Genomic DNA, 24,386 nt, shown 5'->3' with positions numbered 1-24,386 from the left:
CATATATTCCACATATTATTTTTCATGTCGGAATCATGACTAGCACCAAAATGCATACTTGTACAGACTGGTCGTTGCGCAGTTGTATTTTTGATTCGTAAAGACTTTATACGTTGACACTACCTTACTGGAAATGTTTTTATTGCCAGGTAGTAAAAATTCGACGCTGCTATTCGCGGTGGCAATCCAATGACATTACTGCAGGCGACATCCGCTCTGCAGGTCTTACCTGGGAAAATCGACATGATGGTTGAAACAGTGTTATCTCGATCGGTTCGACTGATCTGTGCAGGCGGCATGGTCGTCGCGTTCTCGGCGGCCCACGCCCAGGACACGGCGCCTGCCACAGGCGAACCTCAGCGCGTGGAAGTGACCGGTTCACGCATCGCCACGGCCAACCTGGAAAGCATCAGCCCGGTTACCGTCGTCAACGCCAAGGACATCAAGCTCGAAGGTGTGCGTTCGGTCGAGAGCCTGCTGAACAACCTGCCCCAGGTCTTCGCCGACCAGGGTGGCTCGGTCTCGAACGGCTCGACCGGCACCGCGACTGTCAACCTGCGTAACTTCGGCGCCGATCGCACCCTGGTGCTGGTCAATGGCCGCCGCCTGCCAGCAGGCAGCCCGCGCAATCCGGCTGCCGACCTGAACCAGATCCCGGTGGGCCTGGTCAAGCGCGTCGAAGTGCTGACCGGCGGCGCCGGCGCCATCTACGGCTCCGACGCCGTGGCCGGCGTGGTCAACTTCATCATGGACGACAACTTCCAGGGCGTCCAGATCGACAGCAACTACCAGTTCTACAACCACCAGCAAAACGGCGGGCCGGCAGCCGATGCCGCCACGCGCCGCAACTTCCAGCTGCCGGGCGACAAGAGCGCCGACGCCAAGGTCAAGGACATCAGCCTGACGATGGGCGGCAACTTCGCCGACGGCCGCGGCAATGCCGTGGTGTTCCTGGGCTACAAGAAGGAAGACCCGCTGCTGCAATCGGAGCGTGACTTCACGGCGTGCTCGCTGGGCGGCTCCACCACGGGCGACACGTTCAACTGCGGCGGCTCCGGCACCAGCTTCCCGGGTCGCTTCCTGGTCGGCACGCGCAGCTTCACCGTGGCCGATGCGAATGGCGGCGTGCGTCCGTATATCGGCGCAAACGATGCCTACAACTTCGGCCCGCTGAACTATTTCCGCCGTCCGTCCGAGCGCTATACGTTCAGCTCGTTCACGCACTACGACATCAACGACAAGACCCGCGTCTACGGCGAAGCCAGCTTCCACGATGACAGCACCGTCGCCCAGATCGCGCCGTCCGGCCTGTTCGGCCTCGACGCTTCCGGCGCCAATGCAATCACCTTCGAGAACCCGCTGCTGTCGAATGCCTGGCGCCAGACGCTGGGCCTGAACGCGCCGGGCGATACGGCCGACCTGGTCATCTTCCGCCGCAACGTCGAAGGCGGTGGCCGCCGCGACGACCTGAACCACACGTCCTACCGCGGCGTGGTCGGCGTCAAGGGCGATGTCGGCAACTGGAAGTACGACGTCTTCGCGCAGGTCGGCAAGGTCCGCTACGCCGAAACCTACTTCAACGACTTCTCGGTGGCGCGCAGCGCGCGGGCACTGGATGTCGTCCCTGGCGCCAACGGCGCACCGGTCTGCCGCAGCACCCTGAACGGCATCGATCCGAACTGCGTGCCCTACAATATCTGGAGCCTCGGCGGCATCACCAAGGAAGCACTGACCTACCTGCAAACCCCGGGCTTCCAGCGTGGCAGCACGTCGCAAACCGTGCAAGGCGTCAACCTGTCGACCGACCTGGGTGAATACGGCCTGAAGCTCCCGACCAGCACCGAAGGCATCGGCCTGGCGCTCGGCTGGGAACACCGCACCGAAAAACTGTCGCTGGACAACGATGCAGCCTTCGAATCGGGCGATCTGGCTGGCCAGGGCGGCCCGACCAAGAACGTGAGCGGCCACTTCAGCGTGCGTGACTATTACGCCGAAACCCGTATCCCGATCCTGCAGAAGCAACCATTCGCCGACCAGCTCAACGTCACCGCCAGCTATCGCAAATCGGATTATTCGACCGGCCAGAAGACCAGCTCGTATGGCGCAGGCATCGAATGGGCACCGATCAAGGAAGCGAAGTTCCGCTTCAGCTATCAGCGCGCCGCACGCGCCGCCAACGTGGTCGAACTGTACACGCCGGCCGGCCTGGGCCTGTACGACATGTCGTCCGACCCATGCGCGGGCGAGACCCCGACCGCGACCCTGGCCCAGTGCGCACGCACCGGCGTCACGGCTGCCCAGTACGGCAACATCGTCGATTCGCCAGCCCAGCAGTACAACCAGATCACGGGCGGCAATACGAACCTGGCGCCGGAGGAATCCGACTCGTACACGCTGGGCCTGGTGCTGACCCCGACGCGCAACACGTCGGTCACCATCGACGCATTCGACATGAAGGTCAATGGCATCATCGGCGGCTTGCCGGCAACGACCAGCCTCGAGAGCTGCCTGGCAACGGGCGACCCGACGTTCTGCTCGCTGATCACGCGTGACCGTCTGGGCACCCTGTGGGCACTGGAAACCGCGCAGATCGTCGCCACCAACCAGAACCTGGGCATGGCATCGACCAAGGGCATTGACCTGGGCGCGAACTGGAACACCAAGCTGGGCGCCTGGGGCAGCCTGAACCTGTCGCTGATGGGCACCTACCTGAAAGAGTTCAAGCAGCAGGACTTGCCAGGCGGCGATACGCGTGACTGCGCCGGCCTGCACGGTCCTACCTGCGGCGTGCCGCTGCCAAAATGGCGTCACAAGGTGCGCGCGGTCTGGGGCACCCCATGGAATGGCGTGGAACTGGGCGCGACCTGGCGCTATGTGCGCGGTGTGGACCTCGACACCGAATCGGAACCAGCAGATGCAAGCCTTGGCGCACGCAACTACCTGGATCTGGTCGGCAGCTGGCAGATCAACCGCAACTTCACCCTGCGCGCCGGCATGAACAACGCGCTGGACAAGGATCCACCGCTGTCGGGCGTGGTCGCTGCCGTCTACGGCAACGGCAATACCTACCCACAGGTGTATGACGCGATGGGCCGTCATATCTTCCTGAACCTGACCGCCAAGTTCTGATCCCGGCGGGCAGATAGAACAACGGCGCACCTCGGTGCGCCGTTTTTTTATGCCTGCTTGTTTATTCCTGGCGCAAACGGCGCTGGCGCACCGCCGCTGCCAGGCCGTCCAGCACCTGCAGGCTGCTGTCCCAGTCGATGCAGCCATCGGTCACCGACTGGCCATACGTCAATTCCTTGCCCGGCACCAGATCCTGACGCCCACCCACCAGGTTCGATTCGATCATCACGCCCACGATGCGATCGTCGCCGGCCGCGATCTGCGTGGCGATATCGGCGCACACGGGCACCTGGTTCTCGGGTTTTTTCGAGCTGTTGGCATGCGACGCGTCGATCATCAGGCGGCTGGCCAGGCCCAGTGCGGCGATCTGGCGGCAGGCTTCCTCGACGCTGGCGGCGTCGTAGTTCGGCGCCTTGCCGCCACGCAGGATGATGTGGCAATCCTCGTTGCCCGAGGTCGACACGATGGCCGAGTGGCCGCCCTTGGTCACCGACAGGAAATGGTGCGGCTGCGACGCGGCCTTGATCGCCTCGGTCGCGATCTTGATATTGCCGTCGGTGCCGTTCTTGAAACCGACCGGGCACGACAGGCCGGACGCCAGCTCGCGGTGCACCTGCGACTCGGTCGTGCGCGCGCCGATGGCGCCCCAGCTGATCAGGTCAGCGATGTACTGCGGGCTGATCACGTCGAGGAATTCGGTGCCGGCCGGCAGGCCCATCTCGTTGATGTCGCGCAGCAGCTCGCGCGCCATGCGCAGGCCATCATTGATGCGGAAGCTGTTGTCCATGTACGGGTCGTTGATCAGGCCTTTCCAGCCCACCGTCGTGCGGGGCTTTTCAAAGTAGACCCGCATCACGATCTCCAGTTCACCGGCAAAGCGGCGGCGCTGTTCGACCAGCCGGCGCGCGTACTCGATCGCGGCCTTCGGGTCGTGGATCGAGCATGGCCCGATCACCACCATCAGGCGGTCGTCCTGGCCATGCAGGATGCGGTGCAGGTCGACACGCGCGCCGGCCGCGGTCTGCTCGGCCGCCGGGGTGACGGGGTACTCGCGGATCAGGTGCGAGGGTGGCGTCAGTTCCTTCATTTCACGGATGCGTAGGTCGTCGGTGCGGGGCATGCTGGACTCTCTTTCGTGCTCGGTTGAGTTTGGTTTTATACCGTCTGAAAATAAAAAAACCGCCATTGCTGGCGGTTTGTCTGGATGCTGCCGGGACTTTTACTGCGCGTACCCGCTGCTGTTCCACCGCCTGAGGCTGGAATGGCTAAAGTAAAAAAAGCGGGTAAAGAAAGCGTGGCGCATGATGTCGTCCGTGTTTGGTCAATTGACTATAACAACAACCCGCAAAACTTGGCAAGCCCTTTATCCGTCGATGACGGCTTGTACAGACAGCTTGTTACCGCATACCACAGCACTACAGGCTCAAGCCGTGCCGCCGACCGTCACGCCATCGATGCGCAGGGTCGGCTGACCCACGCCCACCGGCACGCTCTGGCCTTCCTTGCCGCACACGCCCACGCCCGAATCCAGGCGCATGTCGTTGCCGATCATCGAGATGCGGTTCATCACTTCAGGACCATTGCCGATCAGCGTGGCACCCTTGACCGGGTACGTCACCTTGCCGTCTTCGATCATGTAGGCCTCGCTGGCGGAAAACACGAACTTGCCGTTCGTGATGTCGACCTGGCCGCCGCCAAAGTTCACCGCATACAGGCCGTTCTTGACCGAGGCCAGGATTTCCTGCGGGTCCTTGTCGCCGGCGAGCATATAGGTGTTGGTCATGCGGGGCATCGGCAGGTGCGCGAACGATTCGCGGCGCGCGTTGCCGGTGACGGGCATCTTCATCAGGCGCGCGTTCATCGTGTCCTGGATATAGCCTTTCAGGATGCCGTCCTCGATCAGCGTCGTGCACTGGGTCGGATTGCCTTCGTCGTCGACATTGAGCGAGCCGCGGCGGTCCTGCAGCGTGCCGTCGTCGACGATGGTAACGCCCTTGGCGGCCACGCGCTCGCCGATCATGCCGGCATATGACGACGAGCCTTTGCGGTTGAAGTCGCCCTCGAGGCCGTGGCCGACGGCTTCGTGCAGCAGCACGCCGGGCCAGCCCGGGCCCAGCACGATCGTCATCGGGCCGGCCGGCGCCGGCCGCGCTTCCAGGTTCACGCAAGCTGCCTTGACGGCATCGGTCGCATAGCGGTCGAGCACCTCGTCGGTAAAGTAGCCATAGTCGAAGCGCCCGCCGCCGCCGGACGAACCCACTTCACGTCGCCCGTTCTGCTCGGCGATGACGGTCACCGACACGCGCACCAGCGGCCGGATATCGGCCGCCAGCACACCGTCGCTGCGCAGCACCAGCACGACATCGTATTCGCCGGCCAGGCCCGCCATCACCTGCACCACACGCGGGTCTTTCGCGCGCGCCATCTTTTCGACGCGCTCGAGCAGCGTCACCTTGGCCGTCGCATCGAGCGAAGCCAGCGGATCGTTGGGCAAATACAGCGAGCGCCCGCCGCTGTGCTGGGTGCTGCGCGCGATCTTGATGCGCCCGGCGCCCTGGCGCCCGATCGTGCGCGTGGCGGCGGCAGCGTCCAGCAGTGCCTGTTCGGAAATCTCGTCGGAATACGCGAACGCCGTCTTTTCACCCGACACGGCGCGTACGCCAACGCCCTGGTCGATCGAAAAGCTGCCGCTCTTGACGATGCCTTCTTCGAGACTCCAGCCTTCGCTCTTGGTGAACTGGAAGTACAGGTCGGCATAGTCGACCTTGTGCGTGAACATCGTCCCCAGCGCGCGCAGCAGCTTGTCTTCGTCCAGGCCGAATGGCGTCAGGAGGACGTCGCGGGCGACAGCGATGGAGGACAGGTTCGGTTCGAATGGCGTCATTGTGGGTCGATTCATGCGTTCGGTTGGAACGGGCATTGTGCCATATCCCGTTTATTCGCATCGCTGCGCCCGGTACAGGCGACGCCGGTTTTACATCTTCCGGTGCCGCAGCGCCGGCAGGCTGTCGCGTACACCGCGCAGGAACGCCGGATCGAGTTCGCCCGCAATCACGCCCTCGCCTTCCGGCAGCACCGCCTTGACCTCGCCCCACGGGTCGACCAGCATGCTATGGCCCCAGGTGCGGCGGCCATTCACGTGCATGCCGCCCTGGGCCGCAGCCAGCACATAGCACTGGTTCTCGATGGCGCGCGCCCGCAGCAGCACTTCCCAGTGCGCGCGGCCGGTGGTGTAGGTAAAGGCGGCCGGCACGATGATCAGTGCGCATTCGCCCATCGCGCGGTACAGCTCGGGAAAGCGCAGGTCGTAGCACACCGACAATCCGACGCGGCCGAACGGCGCATCGAACACGCCCACCGTATCGCCCGGCACGATGGTACGGGCCTCGTCGTACGATTCCGCACCCTTGTTGAAGCCGAACAGGTGGATCTTGTCGTAGCGGCTCATCGACACGCCCTGCGGGTCATACACGAGCGTGGTGTTGAGCACCTTGCCCGCGCTCGGCGAGACGATCGGCAGCGTGCCGCCGACCAGCCAGATGCCGTGCTCGCGCGCCAGTTCGGCCATGCATGCCTGGATCGGGCCGGCGCCCGGGTCTTCGGCCAGCGCCACCTTGTCGACATCGGTCATGCCCATGATCGGCCAGTACTCGGGCAAGGCCACGAGCGTGGCGCCCTTCCCGGCGGCCTCGGCCACGAGGCGGCGTACGGTGACCAGGTTGTCTTCAAGATCAGGAGTGGAAACCATCTGGATCGCGGCTACGGTCGTCATGTCATTCCTTGCTGGCGGTGGGGGCGGCTGGCGTGCTGACAGGGATATTGTCAGGTCCGTTGGGGATTTTGGTAATGGTCGGCGATTTCCACGGTCCTGTCACCTGCATCTGGTAGGTCAGCGCCTTCATCACCGGTGCGCGCAGGAACAGCTGGGCCAGATAGCCGCCCAGGCCCAGCACCGGATTGACGGCCAGGCCGTACACGAGCGGGCCGGTGCCCAGATTGAATTCCGGGATCACGACCACGCGCAGATTGGTCGACTCGTTGGCGATATCGGCCGTACCGTTCATCAGGACGGTCGCTGCCACGCCATGCATCCTGAGGTTATCGGTGCGCGCCACGCCGCGCGTGATCAGCGCGTTGGCCGTGATGCCGTCGAATGCCAGGCCATCGGAAAACACGTCATGAAAGTCGAGCTTGAGCAGGCGCGGCAGCGCTTGCAGACTGAGCACGCCCAGCAGCTTGGCTGCGCCAGGATCCTGCTTGAGGAACTGGCCCGACTCCACATTCATCTCGATCTGGCCCGACAGGCTCGGGATGTCCATCGCATACGGCAGGCCGGCCCACGAGATGTCGCCGCGCAGGTAGCCGTTGCCGCGCCCGATCGTGTCCGGGAAGCCTACGCGGTCGAGCAGGCGCCCCGCATTGTCCATGTCGAGCGCGAAGTTCAGGCTGGTATTGCTCTTGCCATCCTTGGTCAGCCAGCGGCCCGACGCGTTCAGCTTACCATCGGGATTGCTCAGCGCCAGCCGGTCGATGCGCCACTCACGCCCGGCCAGCGCGCGCACATTGCTGGCGTTCAGTTCCAGGCGCCCCAGGTTCTTGTTGAACAGCTCGAAGCGCTCGGCCACGATGTCGAGCGACGGAATGCTGGCCGTGGCGCCCTTGTTCGATTCGAGCAGGTCCTTGACCTCGGCTTCGGCCGATTCGGGGATCACAAGCGACGCCAGGCGCGCCGTGACCTTGCCCAGGCCGCTGGGCGTTTCGGCCCAGGTCAGATAGCCACTGGCCTGGCGCGAATGCAGGTTGGCGCGCCACGTGTCGCCCACATGGGTGGCGCCAATGACCACGTCGGCCATGCGCCGCTCGCCGACCGTCAGTTCGCTGACGCGGCCGGCCACCACTGCCGGCAGCACGTACTGGGTGACATCGGCGCCGCTGGCGGGGGTTGCATCCGCTGCCGGGGCAGCCGACTTGACGTCCATGCCGGCAATGGCGCGGCCCGCCGCCAGCCAGTGGTCGACGTTCAGCGCCTTCATGTCCAGGTGCACCATCAGGCCCTGATCCGGGCGCGGCGCCGGCACGTTGACGCCAATGCCGCCATGGGTCACGCGCCAGGCGCCCTTGCCCTGCTTTTCGCGTTCGTACCGCGCGGCCAGGCCCTGCCCCACGCCGACGCGGATGACATCGCGCGCCAGGCCCTCGACGGTCGGCTCGCCCTCGAGCACGAAGTGCAGGGGCAAGTTCGCGTCCTGCACCTTGTTCAGCGGCGCCGGGAGTTCGATGCCCAGTCCGGCCAGCGCCGAATCGATCGTGATCGTGCGATGCCCGGCCTTGACGACAATCTCGCCCCGATACGGCGTGCTGCCCGACAGGCGTTCGGCCAGGCGGCCCAGTGCGGGCACCGGTGCGGTGCGGCGCATGCCCTCGGCCGACAGCGTGCCGGCCAGCGTCACGCGCGTGCTGCCCTCGGGCGTCGTGCCGCCGCCCACTGCCAGCGGCGCGCCCAGGAAATCGGCACCGACGCCTTCCAGACCAAAGCCATGGTCATGGAACGCGATCTTGCCATGGGCATTCTGCAGCGCCGGCAACTCGGGGAACAGCACCACGTCGTTGCCCTGCAACTGCAGACTGCCCTGCACTTTCGCTTCGTTCATGTGCGACAGCGGCAGGCGCAGCTTCAGGTCGAGCTTTGCGTTGCCGGTGCCCTGCGTGTCCTCGGTGAAGTGGCCGATCCAGCCCAGCACCGGCGTGGCGGCCACGTAGCGCAGGAATTCCTGCAGCGGCCCGGCGCCGGCGCCATCGATTTCCAGCATCATCTTGTCATGCGCGCCCAGGTCGGGGATCACGGCCTTGACGTTCGACAGCGCCACGCCCAACGTGCGCAGGGTCTTGCCGTTAATTTCCATGCGTGCACGGTCGAACACGATGCGCCCGTCGATCGCTTCGGCCAGCGGCCACAGTGGCATGCCGTCCGGATGGCGGTGGCCAGGGGCATATTCGAGCCGCGCGCCTGCCAGGCGGCCGGCGACGCGGAATTCGCCGGTGTCGGCAGCCTTGAATGGAAACTGCGCGAGGTCGCCGCGCAGGCGCAGCGTGGTGTCGTGCAGCTGGCCGCCCTGCAGCGCGCCCACCAGCCAGTCGTGCAGGCCGTGCGGCGTGGCCAGCGGCAGGAAGGCGCCGATCCGGTTGATCGGGAACCCGTCGAGGCTGCCGGTGAAGTCGGCCGTCCCTGGCCCGTGGCCGGGCGTGAGCGGCATGACGTGGCGGCCCGAGACCGAGCCCTTGAACGCGCCCTGCGTGAAGTCCAGGTCGTCGATCTCGACCTGCAACTGCCGGCCCGCATCAAACTGCCAGCGCGCATCCAGCACCAGGCGGTCGAATGGCATGCGCGGTTCGGCGAACCAGGCCGGCATATTCAGGGCAAATTGCTGTGAATCGAGCTTGACGCTGCCGGTGCGCTCGTTGGCGTCGATGCGCCCGCTCAGGTTTTCGAAGCCGGGCGTGGCGGCGCGCCCCGGGCGCGCAGCCTGGGCTTTGAGCGCCAGCCCGGCGACGTCGCCGCGGATGCGCCAGCCCGTCACGCCCGGATAGCGCCCATCCCATTCGACGCGGACATCCTGCAACTGGCCGCGCGGCGCGTAATCGGCCAGCAGGCCGCGCTGCACGGGCGAGATCGGCAGGTACTGGGCCAGCGCCGCCAGCGCGCCGATATCGAGGCCCTGCGCGCGCAGCGTGCCTTGCTCGGGCTTGCCATCGGCGGCGGGGCGCCAGGTTTGTTCGAGCGTGGCCGGCGGCAAGGCGCGGCCATCGCGCGCCACCACCGTAAAACCGTCGAGCCGCAGCGCGTGGCCGTTCGCGCCGAAGGTGGGCTTGCCATCGCCTTTGCCGGTCAACAGTGTTTCGCGCGCGCTCAGGCGGCCCGACACGCGCGCCAGTTGCAGCGGCGCGATGTCCGGGCCCAGGCGCGCATTCACGCCGGCCAGCGCCAGGTCGGCGGTGAAACCGGCCAGGCGGGCCTGGTCGACGTTGATCCAGGTGCGCAGCGAGCCACGGCCCCGTTCGAGCTGGATCGGATAATCGACGAAGCGCTTCCAGGCGCCCAGATCGACGTCGCGCAGGTCGGCGTACAGCTCGCCCTTCCAGCGCGTGACATCGGACGGCTGCTGGCCGAAGCGGTGCCGGAAGCGCGCGCGGATGTCGACCGGGCCACCCAGCCGCGCCGGCGGCGTCGCCGTCAGCGCCAGGTGGTGCGCACCCCAGCGGTTGAGCAGCGCCAGCGTGACGCCCTGCAGCGCCAGCGGCGGCGTGCCGCGCAATTCGTCGACCCAGTCGACGCGGCCATCGCGGATGACGATGTCGCGCTGGCGCAGCAGCCAGTCGGCGCCGGCGCCATTGCCCTGCTGCTGCTCGAGCCGCACGCCGGCCACGACCAGCACGCCGTCGCGGCCGCGCCGCACGGCCAGGCGCGGGCCGATGATTTCAAGCGATGCAAACCGGGGTTCGAGCGCGGCGATGCTCCACCAGCCGACCGTGGCGTTGACTTGCGGCAAGGCCAGTACTTGCCGGCCCCGCCGGTCGTGCAGGCGCACGTCGCGCAGCGACAACGCCGGGCGCATGCCGTGCCAGGACGCCGCCAGCTGCGAGATCGTGACGCGGCTGCCGAGCGCATTGCCGGCCACGCGCTCGATGTCGCTCTTGTACAAATCGATGTTGGGAAGGATGGCGTAGCGCAGCACCAGGAACAGCACGGCCAGCGCGAAATACACGATCAGCAGCAGCTTGACCGCAAAGCCCAGCACATGGTGCGAGGTCAGGTTCGCGAAGCGATAGCACGCGCGCAACCGGCGCCAGCGTACGGCCAGCGGCCGGGACGCGGACGTCGCCTGCGGATCCGGGTTGTGCATCAAGGTGCTAATAACAAAGGCTCGCCGAAAAATGTACAGCTCAAAAAAACAGGTCGCTTGCGTGCGTTGCGGCGTCTACCTTACCATCGGTGCTGACCCGGGCAGCAGCGACGGCCTGTTAGCGGGCCATTTTAACGCATCGACTGCCTGCCGGCCCCGACTAATGGCCTATTGAAACGGCCATCCATCGCGTTTCCCAGGATCAACGATGACCGAAGTTTCCGCTGCACCACAGCCTGTCCCATCCACCGTTCCTGTCACCGCGTCGCGTTTCGTCGCGCGCTGGCTGGGCGCCGCGCCCGAGCGCGCAGAACAGCTCGCCAGCCTGTCCGCCGCATCGCTGGCCGACGCCGATTTCCGCGCGTTGCTGGAGGGCGAACTGGCCAAAGGATTGCCACTCGAGCGCGCGATGCGCCGGGTGCGCAACCTGTTGATCTCGACCATCGTTGCGCGCGATCTCGGCGGCCAGGCCGACCTCGATGAAGTCGTCACCGCGATGACGGACTTTGCCGACTTCGCGATCCAGACCCATGTGGCCAGCCTGATGGCCGAACTGGTCGCGGCGCACGGCATGCCGGTGGGCGAGGATTCGGGCCGCCCGCAGCACCTGATCGTGCTGGCCATGGGCAAGCAGGGTGGCGGCGAACTCAATGTATCGTCGGATATCGACCTGATCTTCGTGTACCCGGAAGACGGCGACACGGCCGCCGAGGCCGGCCAGCGCCAGCTGTCGAACCACGAATTCTTCATCCGTCTCGGGCGCCGCTTGAGCGCGGCCTTGTCCGAAGTGATCGAGGACGGCTTCGTGTTTCGGGTCGACATGGCGCTGCGCCCCAACGGCAAGTCGGGCCCGCTGGCAGCCAGCTTCGGCATGGTCGAGGAATACCTGATCGTCCAGGGCCGCGAATGGGAGCGCTATGCGTGGGTCAAGGCGCGCGCCGTCACGGGCGAGCCGGACGACATCGCGGCGCTGGACGCGATCGTGCAGCCGTTCATCTTCCGGCGCTACCTGGACTTCGGCGTGATCGACGCGATCCGCACGATGCACGCGCAGATCCGCGCCGAGGTGAAACGCCAGGAGCGCCTGCATCCCGAGCGCAGCCACAACGTCAAACTGGGCCGTGGCGGCATCCGCGAGATCGAGTTTCTGGCGCAAGTCTTCCAGCTGATCCGCGGCGGGCGCGATCCGGCGCTGCGCGAGCGCTCCACGCGCAAGACGCTGCTGCTGCTGGCTGAGCGTGAGCTATTGACGGTCGACACCGTCGAACGCCTGCTGGCGGCCTACACCTTCCTGCGCAACCTCGAACACCGCCTGCAATACCTCGAAGACGCCCAGACCCACACGCTGCCGGCGAGCGAAGACGACCGCCTGACCGTGGCGCGCATGATGGGTTGCCCCGATGAAGCCACGCTTCTGGCGCTGCTGGAAGAGCAGCGCACCTACGTCGCGCAGCAGTTCGACGCCATCTTCGCCGACAAGGAAGCGCCCGACCAGGATCCCGACGCGCCGGCGCTGGTCGACGACCTGGACAACCTCGACGCGCTGACTGAGCGCCTGGCCGGGCTGGGCTTCAACGACACGCGCGCCGCCGCCGACCGCCTGACCACCACGCTGCAGGGCGCGCGCCTGGCCAGCCTGCCCGACTTCAGCCGCGTGCGCCTGCTGGCGCTGGTCGAGGCCGCCCTGCCCCTGATCGCCACCGTCGTGAAGGACGCCGGCATGGGCAGCCACGCCGCCACGCTGGGGCGGCTGCTCGACCTGTTCGAGGCCATCGCGCGCCGCTCGGCCTATCTGGCGCTGCTGACCGAATATCCGCACACGCTCGAGCGCGTGATCCGCATGATCAATGCCAGCGGCTGGGCTGCCACGTTCCTGACCCAGCACCCGATCCTGCTCGACGAGTTGCTGGACGACCGCAACGCCGGCGCCGAAGCGCTGCCGCAACTGGCGGCCACCCTCGACACGCAACTGACCGACGCTGCCGGCGACACCGAGCGCCAGCTCGACATCCTGCGCGAGACGCACCATGCGCAACTGTTTCGCCTGCTGGCGCTGGACCTGGCCGGCGAACTGTCGGTCGAGCACCTGGCCGACCACCTGTCGGCGCTGGCCGACACCATCGTCGGCGCGGTGGTCACGCACGCCTGGCGCGCGGTCAATGGCCGCCACCGCGAGGTACCGCGCTTTGCCGTCATCGCCTACGGCAAGCTGGGCGGCAAGGAGCTGGGCTATGTCTCCGACCTGGATGTGATCTTCCTGTACGAGGACGACGACGGCGACGCGCCGCCCCTGTACGCCCGGCTGGCCCAGCGCTTCATCACCTGGATGACGGCGCCCACGCCGGCCGGCATCCTGTTCGACATCGACATCGCCCTGCGCCCGGACGGCGCCAGCGGCATGCTGGTGTCGTCCATCGCCGCCTTCGAGCGCTACCAGAGCGAGGCGGCCTGGGTCTGGGAGCACCAGGCGCTGACGCGGGCGCGCTTTTGCGCCGGCGACGCCGCCATCGGCGCGCGCTTCGAGGCGATTCGTGAACAGGTGCTGCGCAAGGACCGCTCTGGCCAGGCAGCAGTGCTGAAGAACGAGGTCGTGCAGATGCGCGCACGCATGCATGACGCGAACCTGAACCGCAGCACCCAGTTCGACCTCAAGCAGGATGCGGGCGGCATGATCGACATCGAGTTCATCGTGCAATACCTGGTGCTGCGCCACGCACACACCTACGCGCAGCTGACCGCCAACGTCGGCAACATCGCCCTGCTGCACCTGTGCGGCGAACTGGGCCTGATCGACGCGGCCCTGGCCAGCCAGGTTGCTGCTGCGTATCGCGCGATGCGCAAGCTGCAGCACAGCGTGCGGCTGCAGGGGCACGACAAGACCCGGGTCGATCCGGCCCAGGTGGGCGCCCATCCCGACAGCGTACTGCGCCTGTGGCACGCCTGTTTTACCGATTGATTCCATGCGCACCACCTTGGTGCGCATGGTTTTTCTCTGCACTACCTCCATCCAGAAGCAGTATTGATTGCACCCCAAAACCACATGCAAACTGCTGACTTTTTAGTCAATTAATTTCTTTTTGTTAACTGTTGTATTTGCAACAGAAATGCCTTCCTGACATATTGACACCCGTTAATACCGAATGGTTTGATACCTGAGGGGTATGCACGTCCAACAAAAAGTATTGCCATTTGTTGAACACGCCTCAGTTTGCCGATCAATCATAAGACTGCCCCGCAGCACGGGGCTCAGGATGGAGAGCACATGCAACAACGTACCAAGATCGCACTCGCCGTGACGCTGGCGCTGACGTCGATGACCGCCATCGCACAAGAGACCTTGCAACGCGTCGAGGTGACGGGTTCCCGCATTCGCCAGGTCGACCTGGAAACGGCGCAGCCGGTCCAGGTGATGAGCCAGGAACAGATCCAGAAGAGTGGCCTGGTGACCGTGGGTGACATCATCAACAGCATGTCGTCGGCCGGTGTACCGGCCTTCTCGCGCGGTTCGTCGCTGGGCGCGAGCCGCGAACAGGGCGGCCAGTTCCTCGACATGCGCAACCTGGGCGCGCAGCGCCTCCTGGTGCTGGTCGATGGCAAGCGCTGGACCCAGTCGGTCAGCGGCTACACCGACATGTCGACGATCCCGTCGGCACTGATCGAGCGCGTCGAAATCCTGAAGGATGGCGCCTCGTCGATCTACGGTTCGGATGCGATCTCGGGTGTGGTCAACATCATCCTGAAGAAAACCATGCAGGGCGGCCAGGTCAGCGTCTACCACGGCCAGAACGAAGAAAACGACGGCAAGACCAAGGATTACTCGGTTACCTACGGCGCCGGCGACGACAAGGCGTCGCTGCTGTTCGGCCTGACCCATACCGACCAGGGAGGCGTCTGGGCGCGCACGCGCGACATCACCGCCTCGACGAATGGCCCGACGCGGCCGAATTCGGCGCTGGGCAGCGGCCCGTGGGGCCGTATCCGCCAGGTCAGCCCGACCGGCGCCGTGACCGGCTTTGACCGCGTGCTGAACCATACCGGCGGTCCGCTGGGTGATGGCGTGGGCCAGGACGCGCGCAATCCGGCCAACTACCATCCCTTCACCAATGCGCCGGCCGACCTGTTCAACTCGACCAGCCAGATGCACTTCCTGACGCCCACCAAGCTGACCTCGATCTTCGTCAAGGGCGAAGTCGAACTGCCGGCCAATATGCGCTTCAAGACCACCGCGATGTACGCCGATCGCACATCGTCACGTCAGGTTGCCGGCTATCCGCTGAGCTCGACCTCGCAGTCCCGCTTCCCGGTGTATGTCGACAAGGACAGCTACTACAACCCATACGGCAACTCGGTGGCCGGCGCAGGCAACGGTCAGGACCTGTTCTTCTACCGCCGCACGATCGAAGTGCCGCGCGTGACCGACAACAGCAACCGCAGCCTGCACATCGATGCCGCGCTCGAAGGCGAATTTACGCTGCGCACGCTGCCGTGGAACTGGAGCGTGGGCTACAACCACAGCAAGGTCGACGGCCAGGTGACCGGCTATGGCGACCTGAACCTCATCAACCTCAAGCGCGCCCTCGGCCCGTCGTTCCGCAATGCCGCAGGCGTCGTCCAGTGCGGCACCGCCGCCGCGCCGATCGGCCTGGGCGAATGCACCCCGTGGAACATCCTGGGCGGCCCGTCGGCCTCGACCCCGGAAGCGCTCGACTACGTGATGTCGACCGCCCAGGCGACCTACAGCTCGGTCGTCAACAGCGCCACGGCCGACATCAGCGGCGAACTGTTCACGCTGCCAGCCGGCGCGGTCGGCATCGCCGGCGGCATCGAGCACCGCGAAGTGCGTGGCGACGACGTACCGGGCCAGTTCGAACGCTCGGGCTACTCGTCGAGCCTGGCCGGCAATCCGACCTATGGCCGCTACACGGTGCGCGAAGCCTACTTGGAAGCAAACATCCCGCTGCTCAAGGACGTGCCGTTTGCCCAGCTGCTGAGCGTCAACCTGGCGTCGCGCTACTCGGACTACTCGAACTTCGGCTCGACCACCAACAGCAAGGCCAGCTTCATGTGGAAGCCGGTGCGTGACCTGCTCACGCGCGGCACCTACGCCGAAGGCTTCCGCGCCCCGACGCTGGGCGACACGTTCGGCGGCGGCTCGCAGACCTTCGCCAGCTACCTCGACGCCTGCGACAGCGTCGTCGGCGAAGCGGCCGTCAACCCGGCCGTGGCCCAGCGCTGCGCGGCGCGCGGCGTGCCTGCCGGCTTCCGCCAGAAGAACCAGACGGGCGCGAACGTGCCTGCCACAGGCGGCCAGACCCCGTTCCCGTTTACGACCGGCGCCGGCAACAGCTTCCTGCTGCCGGAAACGGCCAAGACCCGCACGCTGGGCCTGGTCCTGAGTCCGTCGAGCGTGCCGGGCCTGTCGGTCTCGGTCGACTGGTTCAACATCAAGATCGACAACCTGATCACCGGCGTGTCGGCCACCGACACGATCGAGGAATGCTTCCTGTACAACGTGGAAAACTTCTGCTCGCTGATCACGCGTGACGCCAGCGGCCAGGTCGTCGATCTGCAGATCGGCAACACCAACCGTGGCAAGGTCGAGACCGAAGGCGTCGACGTGGCGATCAACTACCGCCTGCCACGCACGGCCTGGGGCCAGTTCGGCATCCGCAGCGAAACGACCTACACCGACACGTACAAGCAGCAGTCGACCCCGGATTCGGAATGGGTCGAATACGCCGGCGAATACGACACGTTCCGCGTCAAGTCGAACACGTCGCTGGACTGGAACATGGGCAACTGGAGCGCGACCTTCACGGCCCGCTTCTACAGCAGCCAGAAAAACCGTTGCTTCTCGCTGACCCTGCCGGGCGAATGCTCGGACCCGACCGCCAAGACCAGCTGGGGCACGGGCTATACCCGCGCCAAGGAGATGTGGTACGGCGACCTGTCGATCGGCTACGCACTGCCATGGAACGCCAAGCTGCTGATCGGTGCGAACAACATCTTCGACAAGAAGCCGGTCATCAACTACAGCGCCGGCTCGGCCACCGGCGGCAACTCGTCGTCGTCGTCGGTCAGCCCGGAATTGCCGATCGATCGCTTCGTCTACGTGCGCTACAACCAGGCGTTCTAAGTACTAACCACACAAACCGCAATTTAATTGCGCGAAAAGCCCGACCGGCGCAAGCCGGGCGGGCTTTTTTGCATTCAGCCAAACTTAGATCAGCAAGTAACCACGCAGTCAATTACATGTGGCATTGAAAATCCGTAAATACACATTTCTGCAACAAAACTGTCACATTCTTCCCCTTCTGGTGCGTATGCATTGACAGTGAAGCGCCCCGAATGGTTTTATTGCTGACTTGAAAAGTCGTTTAACCAAATTAGTTGGCGTTTTTCAGCGAGTCGCCCCGCGACATTTTTCGGTGGCAGGTCCTTACCCAGGTCCCGCCGCGCATACACCCCTAGGAGTTCTGCAACATGATGGAAACACTCTTGTCCCGTTCGGTCCGCGCTATCTGCCTCGGCGGTATGACCCTTGGCATGACCGCTGCGATCGCGCAGGAAGTCGCTGCGCCACAGCGCGTTGAAGTGACCGGTTCGCGTATTCGCCAGGTTGACCTGGAAACGGCTCAGCCGATCCAGATCCTGAACCAGGAACAGATCCAGAAGACCGGTCTGGTGACCGTCGGTGACGTCCTGAACAACCTGTCGTCGGCAGGCGCACCGGACTTCTCGCGTTCGGGCTCGCTGACGTCGAACACCGAAGCTGGCGGCCAGTACGTCAGCCTGCGTAACCTGGGCGCGAACCGCCTGCTGGTGCTGGTTGACGGCAAGCGCTGGACCCAGACCGTTGCCGGCTACACCGACTTGTCGACCATCCCGTCGGCAATGATCGAGCGCATGGAAATCCTGAAGGATGGCGCATCGTCGATCTACGGTTCGGACGCAATCGCAGGCGTGATCAACATCATCCTGAAAAAGAACATGCAGGGCGGCCAGCTGTCGATCTACAACGGTCAGAACGAAAAGAATGACGGCAAGAACAAAGACTACTCGCTGACCTACGGCGCAGGCGACGACAAGGCATCGCTGATGTTTGGCCTGTCGCACACCGAACAAGGTCGTGTCGGCACCCAGACCCGTGACATCACCCGTTTCCAGAACGGTCCGGCACACCCGTTTGACGGCCTGGGCGCAGGTCCATGGGGTCGTATCGCTCCGGTCAATCCAGCCAACGGCGGCGCACTCACCAGCGCTGCTGCTGGCGGCTTCAACCGCTACCTGAACCACACCGGTTCGTTCGACGGTTCCGGCGTGGGCGCAGATTCGCGCAACCCGGCCAACTATCACACGAACTCGTCGGCAATCCAGGAAGACAAGTACAACAGCACCCAGGACATGGACCTGCTGTCGCCGAACAAGCTCGATACGCTGTTCGTCAAAGGCGAGATCGCTCTGCCAAAAGACATGCGCCTGAAGACCACTGCGATGTACTCGCAGCGTCAGTCGCTGCGTCAGATCGCCGGCTATCCACTGCAGTCGACGTCGCAGAACAACTACAAGGTCTATGTCGACAAGGACAGCTACTACAACCCGTACGGCAACCAGGTTGCCGGCGCCGGTCTTGGCCAGGATCTGTTCTTCCAGCGTCGTACCATCGAGCTGCCACGCGTCACCGACAATGAAAACCGCACGCTGCACATCGATGCCGCCCTCGAAGGCGACTTCACGGTCCGGGATCTGGCGTGGAACTGGAGCGTTGGTTACAACCACAACAAGGTTTCGGGTACCGCAACCGACACCGGCAACATCAACCTGCTGAACCTGAAGCAAGCCCTCGGCCCATCGTTCATGAACGCTTCGGGCGTCGTCCAGTGCGGCACCGCGGCAAACCCGATCGGCCTGGCATCGTGCACCCCGTTCAACATCCTGGGTGGCCCATCGGCATCGACCCCGGAAGCGCTGGCATTCGTCAACACGACCGGCACCAAGACCTACGGCTCGACCATCAACAGCGCAGTTGCTGACCTGGCCGGCGAACTGTTCCAGCTGCCAGCAGGCGCAGTCGGCCTGGCAGTCGGCCTGGAACACCGCGAAGTCAAGGGTTCGGACGTTCCTGACCAGTTCTCGCAGTCGGGCTACTCGACCAACCTGTCGGGTCAGGCAACCTACGGCCGCTACACCGTGCGTGAAGCGTATGCCGAGCTGAACATCCCAGTCCTGAAGGCACAGCCATTCGCAGAACTGCTGAGCTTCAACCTGGCGACCCGTCACTCGGACTACAGCAACTTCGGCGTGACCAACAACAGCAAGGCCAGCTTCATGTACAAGCCGGTCAAGGACGTGCTGTTCCGCGGTACCTGGGCTGAAGGCTTCCGCGCCCCAACCCTGGACGATATCGCCGGCGGCGGTTCGCAGTCGTTCGACACCTTCACCGACCCATGCGACACCCGCTTCGGTGAAGCAGCTCGCAACCCTGCAGTGCAGGCACGTTGCGCCACCGGCTTCGGCGGCGTCACCGGCACCCCGGTCAACTACCGTCAGCTGCAGCAGGCTGGTGGCGCGATCACCAGTGCCAGCGGCACCCAATCGCTGGTCGCTTTCAACAGCGGCGCTGGTAACGAGTTCCTGACCCCGGAAACCGCAGTCACCAAGACCATCGGCTTCGTCTACAGCCCATCGTTCGTGCCTGGCCTGTCGGTTGGTCTGGATTGGTACAACATCAAGATCGACAACCGCATCACCGCAATCGGTGCTGAATACGTCGTCGACGAGTGCTACATCCAGGGCAATGCGAACTTCTGTAACTCGCTGCGTCGCGATCCTGCCAACGGTAACCTGACGGCTCTGTCGCGCGGTAACGCCAACCTGGGCGAGATGGAAACCGAAGGTCTGGACCTGGCAATTTCGTACCGCCTGCCACGTACCGCCTACGGCCAGTTCGGCTTCCGCAACGAAACGTCGTACACCGACAAGTTCCGTACCCGCAGCGGTGCTGATCAGGACTGGGCAGAGTACGTCGGTGACTACTTCTACAACCGCGTCAAGTCGAACACGTCGATCGACTGGTCGCTGGGTAACTGGAACGCAACCTGGGGCTTCCGTTACTACAGCCCGGTCAAGGACCAGTGCTGGGATGTTGAAGCACTCATCGAGTGCAACATGCCAAACGTTGAGACCGCTTCGTTCGGTACCGGCGCCAACAAGCTGGGTTCGGTCACGATTCACGACCTGAGCGTTGGCTACAAGACCTCGTGGGATGGCCGCTTCCTGTTCGGTATCAACAACGTCTTCGACAAGTCGCCACGTATCGTCTACAGCAGCCAGGCATCGGCTTCGAAGATCGACGCAGACCAGCTGCTGGACCGCTTCTTCTACGTCCGCTACACCCAGAACTTCTAATGGACCGGGGTCGCAAGACCCTGTCCTGAAGTCCTGACCGAATGCCCGCCCGGCCCAGCCTGGCGGGCATTTTTACATCCCTGCCCTGCCCGCCTTGCGACTACGCTGTATCATGGCGGTTTGCCTGCGGCGCTGCCGCGTGACTCCCTCCCCGTATGACCATCAAACTCAAGAACGACAAAGACATCGCCAAGATGCGTGTGGCCGGCCGCATGGCTGCCGAAGTGCTGGACATGATCAAGGAATTCGTCGTGCCCGGCGTCTCCACTGAAGAACTCGACCGCCGCTGCCACGACTACATCCGCAAGGTACAGAAGGCCACGCCGGCCAATATCGGTTACCACGGCTTCCCGAAAACCCTGTGCACGTCGATCAACGGCGTGGTCTGCCACGGCATCCCGAGCGAGAAGGACATCCTCAAGGATGGCGACATCGTCAATATCGACGTGACCGTGATCAAGGATGGCTGGCACGGTGACACGAGCCGCATGTACTTTGCCGGCACGCCGTCACCCGAAGCGAAGAAGCTGGTAGAGGTCACCTATGACGCCATGATGGCGGGCATTCGCGCGGTCGGCCCGGGCGCGCGCCTGGGCGACGTCGGCCACGCGATCCAGACGCTGGCCGAAGGCGCCGGCTTCTCGGTCGTGCGTGACTACTGCGGCCACGGCATCGGCCGCGTCTACCACGAAGAACCGCAGGTGCTGCACTACGGCCGCAAGAATACGGGCCTGCTGCTCAAGGAAGGCATGACCTTCACGGTCGAGCCGATGATCAATATGGGTGAAGACGACGTGATCCAGCTCGACGATGGCTGGACAGTGATGACGCGCGACGGCTCGCTGTCGGCGCAGTGGGAACACATGCTGGTGGTGACCAGGAATGGCGCCGAGATCCTGACGCCCTGGCCGGACAAGCGCTGACCGGCAGCCGCTGAGGTTGTAACGGACAAGGGCCGGAACCGCATGCGGTTCCGGCCCTTTTCTTTACCCGCCAGGCCAGGCCGGGTAAGGATCGTCGTGGATGCCTAGAAGCTGTAACGGGCCGACGCGGTAAAGTAGCGGCCGTACGGATTGTGCAATCCTTCGTTGTAGCCGGCCAGTGGCGCACCGGCCGTGGCGCCATAGCGCGGATCGAACGGCGCCGCCTTGTCGAACAGGTTCTGGACGTTGAACGTCAGCGACAGGTTCTGGATGCCAGTGTAGGTGTAGCCTACGCCGAACCGCACCCACTCCTTGACCTTGCAGTCCGGGAACTCAGCAAGATAACCCGGTACGGTGATGCTGGCACTGGGCGCACCTGGGCTGGTGGCTGGCTGGTAGTGGCAGAACGCCGTCTCGTAGGTGGTCTGGTTATCGTACTTGCGCAGCAGCGAAACCGGGCCGGTGTAGTTGACGTTGGCACTGAAGGCATGCGCACCGCGGGTCAGCGAGGCAGACAGACTCGTTTTCCAGCGCGGCAAGTCAATGCCACTACTCAGGTTCCAGTCAACCAGACCGGCATTGTAGCCAACCAGATTGTGTTCCGGGTCGCCCGGCTCTTGCTGCAGCGTGTACGAGTGCAGGTAAGCCGACGTGAGCTTGGCGCTGAAATTGCCCCAGTCGCCCAGATTCTTGCGGAAGGCAACGTCAATATCAATGCCCTGCACTTCCACCGAACCCTTGTTCAGCCACGGCTGGCGCACCGTCAGCAGCGGGCCGGTGCCCGGGATCGGGTTGCCGGCAGCATCGGTGATGAAGTTGGCCGGCGTCTGATCGCGCACGATCAGGCCGGGATTGGTGTCCTCGTCGCGCAGCGCGTCAAACGCCGAACCGAGTGCCACCTCGCCCTCCTTGCGGATCTTGAAGAAATCCAGGCCGATATCGAAGTTCGGGGTCGGCGAAAACAGAATGCCGAAGGTATAGCTCTTCGATTCTTCCGGCTTGAGGTTCGGGTTGGCGCCACCGGTGCCGGAGGCCGATTTGCGGCAATCGACTTCGGTCGCGTTTGGCTTCGGCGTCACTTCGTCGCTTTCGCAGCGGCGTGGGTCATACAGGTTGCTGAGGAAGAATTGCGCGCCACCTGGCGTCACCTGCGACAACGCCGGCGCCCGGAAGCCTTCGGAGTAGCTGCCGCGGAAGGCAAGGCTGTTGGTCGCGGTCCATTTGGCGCCCACCTTCGGCACAAAGTTGTTCTTGATGCCCGGGTACTTGTCCCAGCGACCGGCAAAGTCCATCTCGAAATTCTTGAAGAACGGGGTGCGCACTTCGACGAAAGCCGACTTGACGTCACGCTCGCCATCGATGATGGTGTTGGCCAGGCCATAGATTTGACCGGTTGCCAGCAACTCGCCAGGATCCATCTGCAATTTTTCACGGCGCGCTTCGGCGCCCACCGCGACGCCGATCGCGCCGCCGCCCAGCTGGCCGAACTGGGTATTGGCCTTGACATCGAAATGCGTGATCGACGATTTGTCGTCGCTCTGGGTCCTGCGGAACAGATCCGGGTTGGCCGAGAGCTGCGCCAGCGTGGCGCCGGCGTTCAACTGGCGCAGCACCGGCAGGTACAGGCGGCCCTCGTAGCTGTCCTTGCGGCGTGCTTCGTTGTAGAGCAGGCCCACTTCCCAGTCCCAGTTGAAATGCGAACCTTGCAGGCCCGTGAGCAGGCGTCCCTGTTCATTGATCGTCTCGGTGCCGCGCGGGGCGTTCTCGAAGCGGTAGGCCACCGAGGCGCGCGCATTCGGGAACGGGTTGTCAGGGTGACCAGCCGGCAGGATCGTCTGGTAGCTCGGTGCCACGCCGGTCGCCGTGAAGTTGGTCACCGGCGTGGTATTGAGCGTGATCGGATTGGCTGTGTACAGGCGCTCGGTGCGGGCGTAGGCGCCCTCGACGAAGGCGCGCACGTTCGGGCCCAGCTTGATCGTGCCGCGGCTCAAGAGACTGGCATCCTTGCCCTCGCCCGTGCCTTCCAGGTTCTGGTTGGTGTCGTAGTTACAGAACGTGCGGTCCACGAAGACGCTGGTCGCGGCCAGGCCCATGGCCGTCGAGCCGGTCAACTGGCGCGCCGGATCGCAGTTCGTGCTCAGGCGCAGGCGGTCGGCGGCGTTGGCGCGGGTCGCAGTGAACTGGCCAGAGCCCGGCGCGGTTTCGCGGTAGAACGCGGGCGCGCCTGAAATCGTGCTGCCATAGGGCGTGGCGTAGCGCTTCGACAGGCGGCGGTACTGATCGAATTCGATGTCCTTGACGTTTTCGCGCAGCACGCGGTCACGGTCGGACAGGTCGGCCGTGAAGAACACGTTGTAGCCATCGGTGTCCAGGTCGCCCGTGCCGGCAACCACGTTGACGCCCTTGCGCTTGAATTCGTTGTCATCGTTGGCGCTGACGCGCGCCGAGAGTTCGGCGCCCTTGTAGTTCGAGCGGGTAATGAAGTTGATCACGCCGCCAATCGCATCCGACCCGTACACGGCCGAGGCGCCATCGCGCAGGATCTCGACGCGTTCGAGCGCGGCCAGCGGAATCGCATTGAGATCGTACAGGGTCGAGTTGCCATCGTTCGGATCGGCATAGGCGACCGGCGTCATGCGACGGCCGTTCAGCAGGATCAGCGTGGAACTGGACGACAGCCCGCGCAGGGAAGCGGTCGACACGCCACGGGAAAACCCGCCGTCATTGGTGTCGAGATTCACGTCCGAACCCATCGACGGCACCAGACGGATCAGCTCGGTGACCGTGGCGGCGCCGGTTTCGCGAATATCCTTCGCCGTGATGACCTGGATAGGCTGGGTGCCCTCCTTCTCGGTGCGCTTCAGGTTCGACCCCGTGACGTACACGGTCTGGGCACCCTCGCTGCCGGCGTTTTGCGCCGACGCGTAGGGGGACGTCGCAATGGCCATGGCGACCAGAATGACGCTGTGTTTCAGGACAGGCGGCTTCATCGATTCCCTCTCTCTGCGTTTATATTTATTAGAGA

Annotated in this window: 10 protein-coding genes; 5 read left to right on the top strand and 5 right to left on the bottom strand. The window is 64.4% G+C overall.

Annotation, left to right across the window (positions count from 1 at the left end; all coding sequences use genetic code 11):
* Positions 1–297: 297 nt before the first annotated feature.
* Entirely contained in the window at positions 298–3,129 is a 2,832-nt protein-coding gene (locus tag AC56LW_RS07980; protein WP_499633332.1) for a TonB-dependent receptor domain-containing protein, read from the top strand.
* 61 nt (positions 3,130–3,190) lie between these two features.
* Here the strand turns inward: AC56LW_RS07980 and aroG are convergent, their stop codons facing one another.
* The 4 genes from aroG to AC56LW_RS07960 all read right to left on the bottom strand — a co-directional run bounded on the left by aroG (position 3,191) and on the right by AC56LW_RS07960 (position 11,030).
* Positions 3,191–4,249 carry a 3-deoxy-7-phosphoheptulonate synthase AroG gene (gene aroG, locus AC56LW_RS07975; RefSeq protein ID WP_332530247.1) on the bottom strand — a complete coding sequence of 353 codons (1,059 nt, stop codon included), beginning with the start codon at positions 4,247–4,249 and terminating at the stop codon, positions 3,191–3,193.
* Positions 4,250–4,552: 303 nt separating this feature from the next.
* Positions 4,553–6,013, bottom strand: coding sequence for a metalloprotease TldD (gene tldD / locus AC56LW_RS07970; RefSeq protein ID WP_258836361.1), 1,461 nt, complete (start codon positions 6,011–6,013; stop codon positions 4,553–4,555).
* 90 nt (positions 6,014–6,103) lie between these two features.
* Positions 6,104–6,901 carry a carbon-nitrogen hydrolase family protein gene (locus tag AC56LW_RS07965; RefSeq protein WP_332530246.1) on the bottom strand — a complete coding sequence of 266 codons (798 nt, stop codon included), beginning with the start codon at positions 6,899–6,901 and terminating at the stop codon, positions 6,104–6,106.
* Position 6,902: 1 nt separating this feature from the next.
* A complete protein-coding gene (locus tag AC56LW_RS07960; protein ID WP_499633330.1) occupies positions 6,903–11,030 on the bottom strand; it encodes a YhdP family protein in 4,128 nt (1,375 codons plus the stop codon).
* A gap of 208 nt (positions 11,031–11,238) precedes the next feature.
* Between AC56LW_RS07960 and glnE the strand changes: the two genes are divergently transcribed.
* From glnE to map, 4 genes are all read left to right on the top strand, one after another.
* Entirely contained in the window at positions 11,239–13,986 is a 2,748-nt protein-coding gene (glnE, locus tag AC56LW_RS07955; RefSeq protein ID WP_499633328.1) for a bifunctional [glutamate--ammonia ligase]-adenylyl-L-tyrosine phosphorylase/[glutamate--ammonia-ligase] adenylyltransferase, read from the top strand.
* A 306-nt stretch (positions 13,987–14,292) separates the two neighbouring features.
* Positions 14,293–17,166, top strand: coding sequence for a TonB-dependent receptor domain-containing protein (locus AC56LW_RS07950; RefSeq protein ID WP_499633326.1), 2,874 nt, complete (start codon positions 14,293–14,295; stop codon positions 17,164–17,166).
* 410 nt (positions 17,167–17,576) lie between these two features.
* Positions 17,577–20,438 carry a TonB-dependent receptor domain-containing protein gene (locus AC56LW_RS07945; RefSeq protein WP_499633324.1) on the top strand — a complete coding sequence of 954 codons (2,862 nt, stop codon included), beginning with the start codon at positions 17,577–17,579 and terminating at the stop codon, positions 20,436–20,438.
* A 155-nt stretch (positions 20,439–20,593) separates the two neighbouring features.
* Complete coding sequence (gene map, locus AC56LW_RS07940; RefSeq protein WP_499633322.1) at positions 20,594–21,361, top strand: type I methionyl aminopeptidase; 768 nt, start codon at positions 20,594–20,596, stop codon at positions 21,359–21,361.
* A 104-nt stretch (positions 21,362–21,465) separates the two neighbouring features.
* Here map and AC56LW_RS07935 read toward each other — a convergent pair whose 3' ends face one another.
* Positions 21,466–24,351 carry a TonB-dependent receptor domain-containing protein gene (locus AC56LW_RS07935; RefSeq protein ID WP_499633320.1) on the bottom strand — a complete coding sequence of 962 codons (2,886 nt, stop codon included), beginning with the start codon at positions 24,349–24,351 and terminating at the stop codon, positions 21,466–21,468.
* Positions 24,352–24,386: the final 35 nt, after the last annotated feature.

This window comes from Telluria sp. LT2P80, assembly GCF_059685955.1.
This window is presented reverse-complemented; position numbering and strand designations above follow the sequence as displayed.